Origin of the sequence: Streptomyces sp. NPDC006544, from assembly GCF_040611715.1 — a bacterium.
Lineage (GTDB): Bacteria > Actinomycetota > Actinomycetes > Streptomycetales > Streptomycetaceae > Streptomyces.
Genome location: NZ_JBEXOV010000063.1, coordinates 15,810 through 28,807, shown reverse-complemented (window position 1 = coordinate 28,807; position 12,998 = coordinate 15,810). Strand labels below are relative to the sequence as shown.

Annotated in this window: 13 protein-coding genes and 1 pseudogene; 6 read left to right on the top strand and 8 right to left on the bottom strand. The window is 72.4% G+C overall.

Translation table 11 applies throughout. The features are described from left to right. Positions 1–4: 4 nt before the first annotated feature. Positions 5–904: a LysR family transcriptional regulator gene (locus ABZY44_RS25870; RefSeq protein ID WP_356657762.1), complete on the bottom strand. Its 900-nt coding sequence runs from the start codon at positions 902–904 to the stop codon at positions 5–7. A 74-nt stretch (positions 905–978) separates the two neighbouring features. Between ABZY44_RS25870 and ABZY44_RS25865 the strand changes: the two genes are divergently transcribed. Then, on the top strand, positions 979–2,037 hold the full coding sequence (locus tag ABZY44_RS25865; protein ID WP_356657760.1) for a DMT family transporter: 1,059 nt from the start codon (positions 979–981) through the stop codon (positions 2,035–2,037). A gap of 53 nt (positions 2,038–2,090) precedes the next feature. Here ABZY44_RS25865 and ABZY44_RS25860 read toward each other — a convergent pair whose 3' ends face one another. Next, positions 2,091–3,431, bottom strand: coding sequence for an aminotransferase class I/II-fold pyridoxal phosphate-dependent enzyme (locus tag ABZY44_RS25860; protein ID WP_356657758.1), 1,341 nt, complete (start codon positions 3,429–3,431; stop codon positions 2,091–2,093). A gap of 28 nt (positions 3,432–3,459) precedes the next feature. On the opposite strand from ABZY44_RS25860, the gene ABZY44_RS25855 reads away from it, so the two are divergent. Further along, positions 3,460–4,164: a pyridoxamine 5'-phosphate oxidase family protein gene (locus ABZY44_RS25855; RefSeq protein ID WP_356657756.1), complete on the top strand. Its 705-nt coding sequence runs from the start codon at positions 3,460–3,462 to the stop codon at positions 4,162–4,164. Positions 4,165–4,204: 40 nt separating this feature from the next. Here ABZY44_RS25855 and ABZY44_RS25850 read toward each other — a convergent pair whose 3' ends face one another. Next, entirely contained in the window at positions 4,205–5,242 is a 1,038-nt protein-coding gene (locus ABZY44_RS25850; protein WP_356657755.1) for a DMT family transporter, read from the bottom strand. A 165-nt stretch (positions 5,243–5,407) separates the two neighbouring features. After that, positions 5,408–6,385 (bottom strand): DMT family transporter, encoded by a 978-nt coding sequence (locus tag ABZY44_RS25845; protein ID WP_356657753.1) that lies wholly within the window; start codon positions 6,383–6,385, stop codon positions 5,408–5,410. A 181-nt stretch (positions 6,386–6,566) separates the two neighbouring features. On the opposite strand from ABZY44_RS25845, the gene ABZY44_RS25840 reads away from it, so the two are divergent. Both ABZY44_RS25840 and ABZY44_RS25835 read left to right on the top strand, forming a co-directional pair. Further along, positions 6,567–6,995: an SRPBCC family protein gene (locus ABZY44_RS25840; protein WP_356657751.1), complete on the top strand. Its 429-nt coding sequence runs from the start codon at positions 6,567–6,569 to the stop codon at positions 6,993–6,995. A gap of 66 nt (positions 6,996–7,061) precedes the next feature. Beyond that, complete coding sequence (locus ABZY44_RS25835; RefSeq protein WP_356657749.1) at positions 7,062–7,436, top strand: ASCH domain-containing protein; 375 nt, start codon at positions 7,062–7,064, stop codon at positions 7,434–7,436. Between the two features lie 38 nt (positions 7,437–7,474). On the opposite strand, the pseudogene ABZY44_RS25830 reads toward ABZY44_RS25835, so the two are convergent. Together ABZY44_RS25830 and ABZY44_RS25825 are read right to left on the bottom strand one after the other, a co-directional pair. Next, positions 7,475–7,665: pseudogene (locus tag ABZY44_RS25830) on the bottom strand (IS630 family transposase); the annotation flags it as partial. A gap of 193 nt (positions 7,666–7,858) precedes the next feature. Then, positions 7,859–8,485 carry a PadR family transcriptional regulator gene (locus tag ABZY44_RS25825; RefSeq protein ID WP_356657747.1) on the bottom strand — a complete coding sequence of 209 codons (627 nt, stop codon included), beginning with the start codon at positions 8,483–8,485 and terminating at the stop codon, positions 7,859–7,861. A gap of 353 nt (positions 8,486–8,838) precedes the next feature. Here ABZY44_RS25825 and ABZY44_RS25820 point away from each other — a divergent pair, with 353 nt between their 5' ends. Then, the gene (locus ABZY44_RS25820; RefSeq protein ID WP_356657792.1) at positions 8,839–9,288 is read left to right on the top strand and encodes a DUF2199 domain-containing protein; all 450 of its coding nucleotides are present in this window, start codon (positions 8,839–8,841) and stop codon (positions 9,286–9,288) included. Between the two features lie 161 nt (positions 9,289–9,449). Further along, positions 9,450–10,277, top strand: a complete 828-nt coding sequence (locus tag ABZY44_RS25815) for a PhzF family phenazine biosynthesis protein (RefSeq protein ID WP_356657745.1) — start codon at positions 9,450–9,452, stop codon at positions 10,275–10,277. 25 nt (positions 10,278–10,302) lie between these two features. Here the strand turns inward: ABZY44_RS25815 and ABZY44_RS25810 are convergent, their stop codons facing one another. Both ABZY44_RS25810 and ABZY44_RS25805 read right to left on the bottom strand, forming a co-directional pair. After that, positions 10,303–11,043 (bottom strand): type II CAAX endopeptidase family protein, encoded by a 741-nt coding sequence (locus tag ABZY44_RS25810; protein ID WP_356657790.1) that lies wholly within the window; start codon positions 11,041–11,043, stop codon positions 10,303–10,305. A gap of 193 nt (positions 11,044–11,236) precedes the next feature. Continuing rightward, positions 11,237–12,772, bottom strand: a complete 1,536-nt coding sequence (locus ABZY44_RS25805; RefSeq protein WP_356657743.1) for a glutamate-cysteine ligase family protein — start codon at positions 12,770–12,772, stop codon at positions 11,237–11,239. Positions 12,773–12,998 lie beyond the last annotated feature (226 nt).

Genomic DNA, 12,998 nt, shown 5'->3' with positions numbered 1-12,998 from the left:
CCGGCTAGAGCCCCGCGGCCGCCCGACGCAGGGCCTCTACGGCGGCCCTGACCGACGGCCGCCGGTCGGCGTCCGTCCGCCAGACCGCGTACACGTGGCGGCGTACGGTGTCGCTCACCGCCAGCAGCCGCACTCCGGCCGGGACCGGTCCACGGCCGAGCCGAGGGGTCACGCACACCCCGAGTCCAGCTTCGACGAAGGCCAGTTGGGTGTGGTGCTCCTCGGCGATGTGCGCGATGCGGGGCTCGACGCCGGCTCCGCGCAGGGTGTGGACGAGCCACTCGTGGCAGAACTGCCCCTCGTTCCAGGAGATCCAGTCCTCGTCGCGGAGTTCGGCCAGCGACACCTCGGCGCGCCCGGCCAGCGGATGGCCGGCCGGCACCGCGATGTCCGCGGAGTCGTCGAGCAGGTGCGTCCGGTTGAGGTCCGCCGGAACCGGCATCCGTTTGTTGTGCCAGTCGATGGCGAGGGCCAGGTCGAGGTCGCCCCGCACGACGGCGGCCATGCTCTCCGCCGGCTCCTGCTCGCGGACCCGGGGCCGCAGTCGGGGATGATCGTCGCGCAGGCCGGCCAGCGTCGGGGGCAGCAGTCCGCGCATGGCGGTCGGGAAGGCGCCGATCCGCAGTTCGCCGACCGCGCAGCCGCGCCGGGCCTCGACGTCGGCCTGGGCGAGCTCGACCTGGGAGATGATCCGGGCGGCGTGGTCGGCGAGCAGCCGTCCGGCGTCGGTGAGCCGCACGCCGCGGCCGTTCTTGGCCAGCAGCGGCTGGCCGACCTCCCGCTCCAGTTTCGCCATCTGCTGGGACACGGCGGAGGTGGTGACATGGAGACCGTCGGCCGCGCTGCTCACGGAACCGTGGCGGGCGAGGGCGTCGAGGGTCCGCAGACGCTCCAGGTTCAACATGTAAGCGATACTACGCCTTCGACCCCAACAACTCTCGCTTGTCCTAAGAGGTTGAACGCGCCAGGGTGGTGGTCATGAGCGCACCCTCCACCTCCGCCTCCGCCTCCGCCTCCACCTCCGCCCCTGCACCCTCCCCCTCCGCCGCCCCCTCCCCGGTCCTGACCGCGACGCCGGCCCGGGTTCTCGCCGCGACCCTCGCCCCGGACGCCTCCCCGGCCCTCCCGCCGACCGCCCCGCAGCCCCTGAAGGCCCGCGCAGCCCGGTGCCTGGACTGGCGCCTCCGGTTCGCCGTCCTGTCCGTGGTCTGGGGCTTCAGCTTCCTGCTGATCAAAGTGGGCACGGAGGGGTACGCACCCTTCCACGTCGCCCTCGGCCGGGTCTTCTTCGGTGCGCTCGCCCTGCTCACCGTCCTCCTGGTCCGCCGCGAGCCGCTCCCCCACGGCCCGCGCACCTGGGCCCACCTGGCGGTGGCGGCGCTGCTCCTCAACACCGTCCCCTTCTCCCTCTTCGCGTACGCGGAGCTCAGCATCCCCTCCAGCCTGGCGGGCATCTGCAACGCCACGTCTCCGCTGTGGGGGATGGCCCTCTCGCTGATCGCCCTCTCCGAGGACCGCCCGACGCGCCGCCGCTTCGCGGGCCTGGGCCTGGGCTTCCTCGGGGTGCTCACCGTCCTCGGTGCCTGGCAGGGCTTCTCGGGCGTCGACGCGAAGGGCACCGCGCTCGCCCTCCTGGCCTCGCTCTGCTACCCGATCGGCTGGATCTACGTCCGCCGCACCCTGGCCTCCACGCCCAGCTCCCCGGTCGCCCTCACCGGAGCCCAGCTCCTGGTCGCCACCGTCCAACTGGCCGCGGTCAGCTCGCTGTTCACCTCGGCCCCCACCTCGTTCCCGCTGTGGCCGACCCTGTCGGTGATCGCGCTGGGCACCCTGGGCACGGGCATGGCTCTGCAGATGCAGTACGGACTCGTGGCGGAGATCGGCCCGACCACCGCGCAGATGGTCACCTACTTCATCCCGGTCATCGCCACGACGGCGGGCGTCCTCCTGCTGGGCGAACAACTGCACTGGAACACGCCGGTGGGCGCGGCCGTCGTCCTGGCGGGCGCGGCCCTCACCCAGGCCCGGCGCCGATAGCGCTGTGACCGGGGCGGCGCGGGAGGGTTCCCGCGCCGCCGCCCCGGTCCGTGTCAGTCGAAGCGGCCCCCGGCCGTCGGCCGGACCGCCGAGGCCACCGCGTCCGCCAGGCCCGCCAGGTCCGACGGGGTCAGCCCAGACACGGTGATCCGCACGCCCGGCCCCGACTCGACCCGGAACCGGCCCCCCGGGGCCACCGCCCAGCCCGCACCCAGCAGCCTCGTCACCACAGCGGTCTCGTCGGCGACGGGCACCCACACGTTCATCCCGCTCCGCCCGTGCGCCCGTACCCCGCGGTCCGCCAGCTCCGCGACCAGGCCGTCGCGCCGCTCCCCGTAGGACCGCGCGACCGCCGCCCGGTCGACCGCACCGGCGTTCCACAGTTCCACCACCGTGTACTGCAGCAGCCGGCTCACCCAGCCCGGGCCCAGCCGCTGCCGCCCCCGCACCCGGTCGAGCGTCACGTCGTCGCCGGTCATCAGGGCGATCCGCAGGTCGGGCGCGTACGCCTTCGCCGTGGAGCGGATCAGCGCCCAGTGGGTGGTCACCCCGCCGAGCACGTTCAGCGGCTGTTCCACGATGCCGTGCCCGTGGTCGTCGTCGATGACCAGCACCTGCGGGTGCCCGGCCAGCACCGACCGCAGTTCCGCCGCCCGCCGCGCGCTCACCGCCGCCCCGGTCGGATTCTGCGCGCGGGCCGTCACGACCAGCGCCCGCGCGCCCGCCGCCAACGCCCCCGCCACCGCCCCGGGCAGCGGCCCGTCGTCGTCCACGGCCACCGGCAGCACCCGCAGGCCGAGCGCCGGGACCAGGTCCAGGACGCTGCCCCAGCCCGGATCCTCGACCGCCACCGCGTCGCCGGGTCTCAGATGGGCGGCCAGGACCCGCTCGATGCCGTCCAGTGCCCCCGAGGTCACCGCCACCGCCCCGGCCGGCACCCCGTCCGCGTCGAAGTCGGCTCTGGCGAGCGATGCCAGCTCCGGGGCCACGGGATCCTGTCCGTAGAGCGTGGGGCTGCGTGCGTACCGGCGCCCGGCGCCCGCCAGGGCATCGTCCAGCGCGGGGAGCAGCCGGAGGTCCGGATTGCCCGAGGTGAGGTCGCGGACGCCCGCAGGGACGGCCGTGCGCAGCTCGTCGCGCGGCGCGGTCGCGGGGCGGGCCCGGACCCGGCTGCCGCGCCGCCCGTCGGTCTCGATGACCCCGCGCTCGCGCAGCGTGCGGTACGCCGCGGCCACGGTGTTGGGGTTCACCCCCAGCACCGTGGCGAGCTCCCGCATCGGCGGCAACAGCGCTCCCGGCGCGAGCGCGCCCGAACCGACGCCCGCTTCGACACTGGCCGCGATGTCCGATGCGCGACGCCCAACGATCAGATATTCTCCTGGCACAAAGCCCATTATGCACTAATACAACGGAGTCCGCACCATGAGCGCCACGCCTGCCACGGAGACGACCACGGACTCGGCCGGGGAGCTGCCGACCGGGTACGCGCCCACCGACCGCACCGTCCCGACCCGGTCCCGCGACCGCGCCCGCTACGACCGCGAGACGGTGCACTCGATACTCGACCAGGCCTACCTCTGCCACCTCGGTTTCATCCGCGACGGCGCCCCGGTGGTCCTGCCGACACTCTTCGCCCGCGTCGGCGAGACCCTGTACGTCCACGGGTCCACCGGCTCCCGCCCGCTCCTCGCGGCCGGCAAGGCCGACCCGGGCCTGCCGGTCTGCCTGACCGTGACGCACGTGGACGGCCTGGTCCTGGCCCGTTCGGCCTTCCACCACTCGATCAACTACCGCTCCGTGGTCGTGCACGGCACCGCCTACGAGGTGACCGACCCGCAAGAGCGCCGGATGGCGCTCGACGCCCTCGTCGACCACGTCGTACCGGGTCGCTCCGCCGACTCCCGGCCCGCCAGCGACAAGGAGCTCGCGGCCACGGCCGTGATCCGCCTCGACCTCGACGAGGTGTCCGCGAAGCTCCGTACGGGCGGCCCCAACGACGACCCCGAGGACCTCGGGCTGCCGTACTGGTCGGGCGTGGTGCCGGTGGCGCCCGCGTACGGGACCCCGGTCCCGGCCGCCGACCTGGCCCCGGGCATGGCCACCCCGGACTACATCGCCGCGCTCTGACCCCGGTCGGCGGGCCGCACCTGCGGCCCGCGGACGGGCCCTAAGGCGCCGCCACCGCCTCCGGCGCCTTCCGCGCCGTGTCGGGCCCGGCCACCCTCTCGGGCCCGGCCACCCTCTCGGGCTGGGCCGCGCTCTCCGACCCGGCCGCGTTCTCCGCCTCCTGCGCGGGACGGCGCGACTCGGCCGCGATCAGCGCACCCACCGCCGTCAGCAGCAGTACGGTGCCCAGCACCACGGCGAAGGTCAGCCGCTCCCCGAGCAGCAGGACGGCGATCGCCGCCGCGCTGACGGGTTCGATCAGCATGATCACGGACACGGTCGCGGCGCGCACGGCGGCGGCGCCGCTGAAGTAGAGCGCGTACGCCAGCGCGGTCGGCACGGTGGCCATGTACGCGAGCAGCCACAGCACCCGCACCGGTTCGGCCGCGTGCGGCAGCAGCCCCTCCACGGCGGCGAGCGGCAACAGGCACACCGTGCCCACGCCGACCGACCACGCGGTGGTGACCAGCGGGTCCCCCTGGGCCCCCCGCTGCCCGAGCAGCCGGGCCCGCAGGGTCATCGCCCCGTACCCGGCGGCGGACAGCAGCGCCCAGCCGACACCGAGCGGCCGGACCTCGCCCGCGCCGCTGCCGAGGACGAGCACGGCCAGACCGGCCAGCGCCCCGACGACGGCGGCGGCGCCGCCCCGGCCGAGCCGCTCCCCCATCCAGTACCGCGCGCCGAGCGCGATGAGCACCGGTCCGGCTCCGAGGGTGACCACCGTGCCGACGGCGAGGCCGGTCTCACGCACGGCGGCGAAGTACGCGGACTGGAAGAGGGTGAACAGGAGCCCGGTCCCGATCAGCGACCCCACCGAGGGCCGCGGGGCGGCCGCCGCCCCGGTCCGGGGGCGGCGTACGGCGAGCACCGCGAGCAGCACCGCCAGCCCGCCCGCGCACCGCCAGAACGACAGGGCGATCGGGCCGAGGTCACTGGCGAGGAAGAGCAGCGAGGCGGCCGCACCGGCGGTCCCCCAGGCGGCTCCGGCGACGACGAGGTACAGCAGGCTGCGCCCGGTGGCGGGCGAAAGATTCGACACGAGAGGTCTCCGCGCGTGCGTGAAGGATGAGGAGGGCAGGTCATCGCTTCGCGGGCGGCGCGCATCCGCCCGGGTCATGGCCCGGGCCGGGTTCTGCTACGTGGTGGCGACCGCCCGCGCTAGGCGGCGGGAGGCGGAAGCACGGTCAACGGCATGATCCGGATCCTAGACCTTGCTCGGATCGCGGTCCAGGGCGGCCACCGGCTCCGCGACGCCGGCCCCCACCCCGGCCCCGGCCCCGGCGGGCCGGGAGGTCTGTGCGATGAAGGCCCCGCCCAGGACGAGCGCGCCGCCGACGATCTGCCAGGTCGCGAGGTGCTCGCCGAGCAGCACCCAGGCCAGCACGGTGGCCACGACCGCCTCGAGGCAGGCCACCACCCCCGCTACCTGCGGCGACAGCCGGCGTACGGAGATCACTCCGGTCAGGTACGCGAAGACCGTCGCGATCAGCACCACCCAGGCCAGCAGCGCCGGAGCCGGCACCATCAGGTCGCCGACCGCCGCGTCGCCGCCCAGGACCCGCCAGTCCATCTGCCACGGCCTCGCGACGGCCGTCATCACGAGGGTGCCGATGATCATGCCGTACGCGATCATGCCCATGGGGTGGGGCAGGTCGTCCCCGTCGCTGCCCTGGTCGGCGAAGACGAAGTAGAAGGCCTGGCAGCAGGCGGCCGCGAGGCCGAGCAGCACCCCGAGCAGGTCGAGACTCAGTCCGGCCCAGATCTGCACCACGCAGGCCAGTCCCACGACGGCCACGGCGGCGCCGGCCGCGGCGGACCGGGTCACCGGCTTGCGCTGCACGAAGCGGATCCATCCGAGCAGCAGCGCCGGGCCCAGATACTCCAGCAGCAGGGCCACTCCGACCGGAATCCGGGACAGGGAAGCGAAGTAGAAGGCCTGGACCCCGGCCACGGCGACGAGTCCGAAGCCGGCGAGCAGCAGGGGTTTGCGGCGTACGAGATCGCGATGGCGCCACGCCAGCGGGGACAGCACGAGGGCCGCCCCGGCCACCCTGAGCCAGACCATGTGGAGCGGGTCCAGACCCGCTTCGATCAGCGGCTTCGCCGCCACACCCGAACCGCCGAACGCGATCGCCGAGACGAGGGCGAGGCTCAGTCCGGCGTACTTCCCCGACGCTTGCATTCGGACATCATGACAGGGCCCGTCAGGAGCGACGCGGGCGTGACGCCTGTTGAGACGGGCCGTGCGGCGGAGGCGGTGCGCAGCGGCCCGCCCCCCGATATCTGACAGGTCGTCAGTCTTGAATGTTGCGTCCGCCGGGACTACGTTCCGCCGCACGTACCTGACGAGAAGGGGTGGTCGCATGGCTGAAGTCACCGCGGAATCACGCATCGAGGCGTCCGCCGCGAAGCTCTGGTCCCAGCTGACCGACTGGGACGCCTACGGCCAGTGGAGCATGACCCACACCAACTTCCCGAAGGGCGGTCCCGAGACCCTCGCCATAGGATCCACCTTCGCCGAGAACATGAAGATGATGGGCTTCCCGGCCGAGATCCTCTGGACGGTCTCCGAGCTGGAGGAGGAGCGGGTCATCGCGATCACCGGCAAGGGGCCGATGGGCGTGGCCGTCCTGACCCGCTACACCCTGATCCCCGAAGGCGCGGCCACCACGGTCCGCATCGACGGGGAGTTCTCGGGCGCCGCGGTCTCCCTGATGGCGGGAAAGCTCAAGGACTCCGCCACCGCCGCGCTGAACGAGTCGCTCCGCAAGCTGGCGGGCGTGGTCGCCTAAGGGCTGCGACCGGAAAGGTTCACCGGGTTGCATGCCTTGGGGACGTGTATGAGTAATGTCTGCTGGATGGACAGCACGATGCATCTGCCGACGTCCGCGGGGTCCGACAGCGCGCTGCGCTCGGCCGCGATGCAGTCTCTGCATTTCCATCGCACCTATCTCGATGCTGTACGCACTGGGCGGAAGACGACCACGGTGCGGTTCCGAGACCCAGTGGAGACGGGCCCCGTGAACATGGTGTTCGAGTTGGATGACGAGGTAGTGCTGCCCGGTGTGGTCACTCAGATCACTTCCAAGGGAGTTGCCGCGTTGACCGAGGCGGACGCTGTCGCCGACGGGTTTCGCGATCTTGCCGAGCTGCAAGACAGGCTGCGGTTCCACTATCCCGACATCAGGTCGACCGATGACGTCACCATCGTTCACTTCCGTCCGACGAGTTGACTGCATCCGCCATCGAGCCAACGAGCCATCTGCCTTGATCATGCCGCTGCTTGCAGGTGGCGTCCTCCCCAGCGGATGCCTTTCTCGCTGCGGATGCGGGCGTTCGTTCGCGTCGTTGGGCGGCCAGGACGTCGGGGCGGCGGGCGTTCTTGTTGCGCCGGCGGAGGTAGGCGTGCAGGGCCCTGGTCTGGACGGTGTGGTTGGGGTGGTTCGAGTTGGCGAGGGTGAACGCTCCTGACCCTCCTGCTCGGACAGTCCGCGGACCTTGACCGGTTGCGCCGTCCCGCCTCCCCACGCTGGTTGGAAGTGCCCTCACTCCAACCAGTACGACGACCACCCGGCCCCCGCGTACGTACGACAGCGCGCCCCGCCAGGAACTCGCGGGGCGCGCTGCGCGTGCGGGAGGGTCCCGCCGGCCGGACTCAGTGCTCGTCGGCGAGGATCAGGTAGAGCTTCTTGCGGGCGTCGTTGATGACCGCGAGGGCCTTCTCCCGCTGTACGGAGGTGCCGGTCCTGAAGACCTGGCCGAAGGCTTCCATCAGGCCGAAACCGGCCGTCCGGATCTCGTTCATCGCCTCGAAGTCGACACCGCGCCCGGCTTCCGCCCAGGGGGCGTCCGGGCCGGACCCGGCCTCGGTCCGGCCGGCGTCGGTGAGCGTGAACAGCTTCTTGCCGCCCTCGCTCTCGCTGGTGATGAGCCCCTCGTCCTCGAGCATCTGCAGGGTCGGGTAGACCGAGCCCGGGCTGGGCTTCCAGGCCCCGCCACTGCGCTCGCCGATCTCCTGGATCATCTCGTAGCCGTGCATCGGGCGGTCGGCGAGCAGCGCCAGGATGGAGGCGCGCACATCACCCCGCCGGGCCCGGCCGCGCGGTCCGCCGCGCCCCCCGCGCCCGCCGAAGGGACCACCGCCGAAGGGCGGCCCGAACGGTCCGAAAGCGGCGCGCCGCCCCTGGAACTCCTCCCGACGGTCCGGCCCGCAGTGACCGTGGCCCCGTCCGTGCTCGTGCTGGTGCTCGTGGCCGTGTCCGTGCTGTCCGTGTGAACGCATGGCTGCGCTCCTTTCCCCATTCGGTGTTCTTCGTGTCGCTGGTGTGATGTCTCCACTATCGTTGACCCATCGCGATGCGTCAACGATATATCGGAAACAACTCCAGCGAACAGCCTGGCGATCTCCGGAGTCTCCTGGAGCTCCACTTCGGGGACGGGGCGGACGCCGGGGCGTGAGGGCGAAGGAGAGACGGCCGGTCCGGTCCGCGAGGCCCGCGAGCGGCCGTCGAGCCCCCGTCGACCCCCGTCGAGCGGTCCGGGGCAACTCCGGTGCGACAGCACTAGGCTCACGCCATGTCTAACGATCTCGGCTTCACTTGCTCGTGCTGCGGCGACCACCACGCAGAGCTGCCCATGAGCTACTCGACCAGGGCCCCCGACGACTGGGATCCCAGCTTCGAGAACGACCCGGACAGCATGCTGTCGTCCGACCGGTGCGTGATCAAGGGCCAGCACTTCTTCATCAAGGGTCTGGTCGAGATACCTGTGATCGGCAGCCAGGACGTCTTCTCCTGGGGCGTCTGGGTCTCGCTGAGCAGGGACGACTTCGCTCGCGCCCTCGAGGTGTGGGACACGGAGGGCCGCGAGGCGCAGAAGCCTTACTTCGGCTGGCTCACCACCGAGCTCGCGCTCTACTCCGAGGGCACCCGCGATCTGAAGACCAACGCCCACACGCGCCCGATCGGCCGGCGGCCCTCCATCGAGCTGGAGCCCACCGACCACCCGCTCGCCGTCGAACAGCGCACCGGGATCACGCTGGACCGCGTGCGTGAGATCGCCATGGCCGTGCTGCATCCGGCCTGAGTCACCGCGGGGCGGGCCCGGTGAGGGGGCCCGTGGAGGCAATCCAATCCAGTCCCCGACAGTCCAGTCCGGTCCACTACGGTCCAGTGCGGGACAGTCCAGTCCAGTCAGCCCGAATTGGCCTTTGCGACCCCCTCCGGCAGCTCCCTAGGGTCGGTGACATGCGCATCAGAATCGTGGACGCCTTCACCGACCGCCCCTTCGCGGGCAACCCCGCCGGAGTCCTGCTCCTCGAAGGCGGCTTCCCTCCTGACGCCTGGCTCCAGCAGGTCGCCGCCGAGGTCAACCTCTCCGAGACCGCCTTCGCCCACCCCCTGCCACCCGGCGGGGAGGCCGACTGGGCGCTGCGCTGGTTCACCCCGTCCGGCGAGGTCGACATGTGCGGCCACGCGACCCTCGCCACCGCGCACGTCCTCGCCGCGAGCGGCCTCGCCCGCGGGCTGATCCGCTTCACCGCGCGGTGCGGCGTCCTCACCGCCGAGGCCGCCGGGGACGGGCGGATCACCCTGGACTTCCCGACGTCCTCCCTGACCGGGGCCGAGCCCGCCGCCGAGGTGCGCCGCGCCCTGGGCGCCGAGATCAAGTCGGTCCACGACACCTCGGCGCACATCGGCGACCTGGTCGTGGAGCTTGCGGACGAGCAGGCCGTACGCTCGCTCACGCCCGACCTGCCCGCCCTGCGCGGTTACGCCCACCGCGGGATCATCGTCACGGCGGCCGCCGAGGACCCCTCCCGCGGGTACGACTTCGTCTCCCGCGGCTTCTTCCCCGCCATCGGCATCGACGAGGACCCGGTCACCGGCAGCGCCCACACCGCGCTGGCACCCTTCTGGGCCGCGCGCCTGGGCCGCACCGAGCTCGTCGGTCTCCAGGGCGGAGCGCGCACCGGTCTGGTCGCGGTCCGGCTCGCCGGCGACCGTACGCTGTTGACGGGCAGCGCCGTCACGGTGATCGACGGCGAACTGCTCACGGCCCCGCCCACCTCCTGACGGCGCCGACGGCGCCGACTGCGGCCTACGGCGTGGGCAGCCAGCCCACCTTGCCCGCCAGCAGGGCGTATCCGCCGAAGGCCACGATGTCGAGCAGCGCGTGCGCGACGACGAGAGGACCCACCCGGCCCCAGCGCCGGTAGGCGAGGACGAAGACCGCGCCCATCACCATGTTGCCGATGAAGCCGCCGACGCCCTGGTAGAGGTGGTACGAGCCGCGCAGCACGGAGCTGGCGATCAGCGCGGCCATCGGCGACCAGCCCAGCTGGCCGAGCCTGCGCAGCAGGTAGGCCAGCACGATGATCTCCTCGACCACGGCGTTCTGCACCGCGGAGAGGATCAGCACGGGAAACTTCCACCACACGTCGGGCAGCGCCTCCGGCACCACCGTCAGGTTGAAGCCGGTGGCCCGCGCCGCCAGGTAGAAGGCGAGTCCGGCGCTCCCGATGCCGGCCGCGACGAGCGCACCCCGGCCCAGGTCCCACAGGGGCCGGCTGCGGTCGAAGCCCAGTGCCTTCAGGCCCGGCGCGCCCTCCCGGGTCAGCAGGTGGGCGACGAGCAGGACGGGTACGAGCGCGCTGGCGATACCGAAGAGCTGCCAGGCCAGGTCCAGCCAGGGCCGGCCGGGCGCGTACGAGCCGTTGAGCGTGGCGGCCTGGTCCTTGAGCCCGCCGGGCTTGGTCAGCGACCCGATGAAGCTGATCAGAGCCGAGAGGCCGCTCGCGCCCAGGGACAGGGCGAGCACGAGCAGCGTCTCGGTGCGCAGGAGCGCCCGCCGCCCGTCCGGGCCCTCGCCGAGCTCCCCGACCGCAGCTTCCGGTTCCGTCCGCACGCCCGTCTCCCGTCGCGCCGCCCACCGCGACCTCTCGCTGGGGCATTCCGTTCGATCACCCCATACTGCCTCGTCGGCGCGGGAACGGATGACCGGGCGGAAGACGCGGGACCCGCGCGCGCCACGGTCAGCCCCCGACCGCCGCCGCGGCGCCCACCTCCTCCTCCGCGAGGCCGACCGGCCAGGTGTGCACCGGCTCCCCCTTGTGCATCAGCTCGCTGTAGCGGCGCGTGGTCGCGGCCAGCGCCGCGTCCCGCTCCAGCCCGGCCGCGCGCGCCCGGTGGTAGGTGTCCACCTGCCAGGTCGCTCCGTTGACCCGGCGCCGGCACCGCTCCTCGATGATGCCGAGGTAGTGGTCCCGGTCGGCCGGCTCGATGCCCCACGCGTCCAGCCCGGCGGCCGCCATCGGCAGCAGCTCGTCCAGGACCAGCCGCACCGCCGGCACGCTCGCCAGCCCTCCGCCGCGGCCCTTGCGCGGCCAGCGCAGCCGGGCGTCGATGCCGTAGCGGCAGGCCGCGTCGAAGTTGGCCTCCGCCTCCGCGAAGGGCAGCCGGCTCCACACCGGCCGCGGCTCGTCCGCGAGGGTCCGTACGAGGCCGTAGTAGAAAGCGGCGTTGGCGACGACGTCGGCCACCGTCGGTCCGGCCGGCAGCACCCGGTTCTCCACGCGCAGGTGCGGCACCCCGTCGGCGACTCCGTAGACGGGCCGGTTCCACCGGTAGACGGTGCCGTTGTGCAGCACCAGTTCCTGGAGCGCCGGTACGCCGCCCTCGTCGAGCACCCGCAGCGGCTCCTCCTCGTCGCAGATCGGCAGCAGGGCCGGGAAGTAGCGGACGTTCTCGGCGAAGAGCTCGTACGCCGAGTCCACCCACCGCTCGCCGAACCAGGTGCGCGGCCGCACTCCCTGCGCCTGGAGTTCGGGCGGCCGGGTGTCGGTGGCCTGCTGGAAGAGCGGCGGCCTCGACTCCCGCCACAGCTCGCGCCCGAACAGGAACGGCGAGTTGGCGCCGACGGCCGTCTGTACGGCGGCCACCGCCTGCGCCGCGTTCCACACGTCCGCGAACCGGCCCGGAGTCACCTGCAGGTGCAGCTGTACGGAGGTGCAGGCGGCCTCCGGCACGATCGACCCGGAGGTCCAGGTCAGCCGCTCCACCCCGTCGATGTCGAGCGTGAAGTCCTCGCCGCGCATCATCAGGATCTGCTCGTTCAGCAGCGAGTAGCGGTCCACCGCCGAGAGGTTGGCGGTGACCAGGTCGGCCCGGGAGATGGTCGGCAGAATGCCGATCATCACCACCCCGGCGTCGATCTCCACGGCCTGGCGGTGGGCATAGCCGAGCCCCGCGCTCAGTTCTTCGGCGAGCTGGTCGAATACGCGGCCGCCGAGCCGGTGGGGCAGTACGTTCACCTCCAGGTTGAACATTCCCAGTTCGGTCTGGAAATCGGGGCTCGCTATGCGCTCCAGAACCTGCGCATTCACCATTCTCGGCAAACCGTCGGAACCCGCGAGATTCAGCTCGATCTCCAGCCCCATCATGTTCTTCGGGCGATCGAACCTCTTCTCGGCCAGCAGCCGCTCCAGTCCCTCCAGACACTCGTGGAGCTTCCGTCGGTACCGTTGCCGATCGGACAGGTCGAATCCGCCCGCCACGACCTTCTCCCCCATCGGAGCGTCCCTCCTCGAGTGGGCCTGGCCGGATTGGAAGGGATCCGTCGGCCCAGGCGCGCGTTACGCTCGATGATGCCCCGGCGGAGTGATCGATAACGCGGAAGGGGCGTGACCGGACAGGAGCGCGCGCCGGTTTGGCCGACAGGCGCTTTGGCACATTCACCTGGCAAGGACGCGTCAGCAAATACCGCGTCGACTTTGCCGGTTCCGGATAACAGGCGCT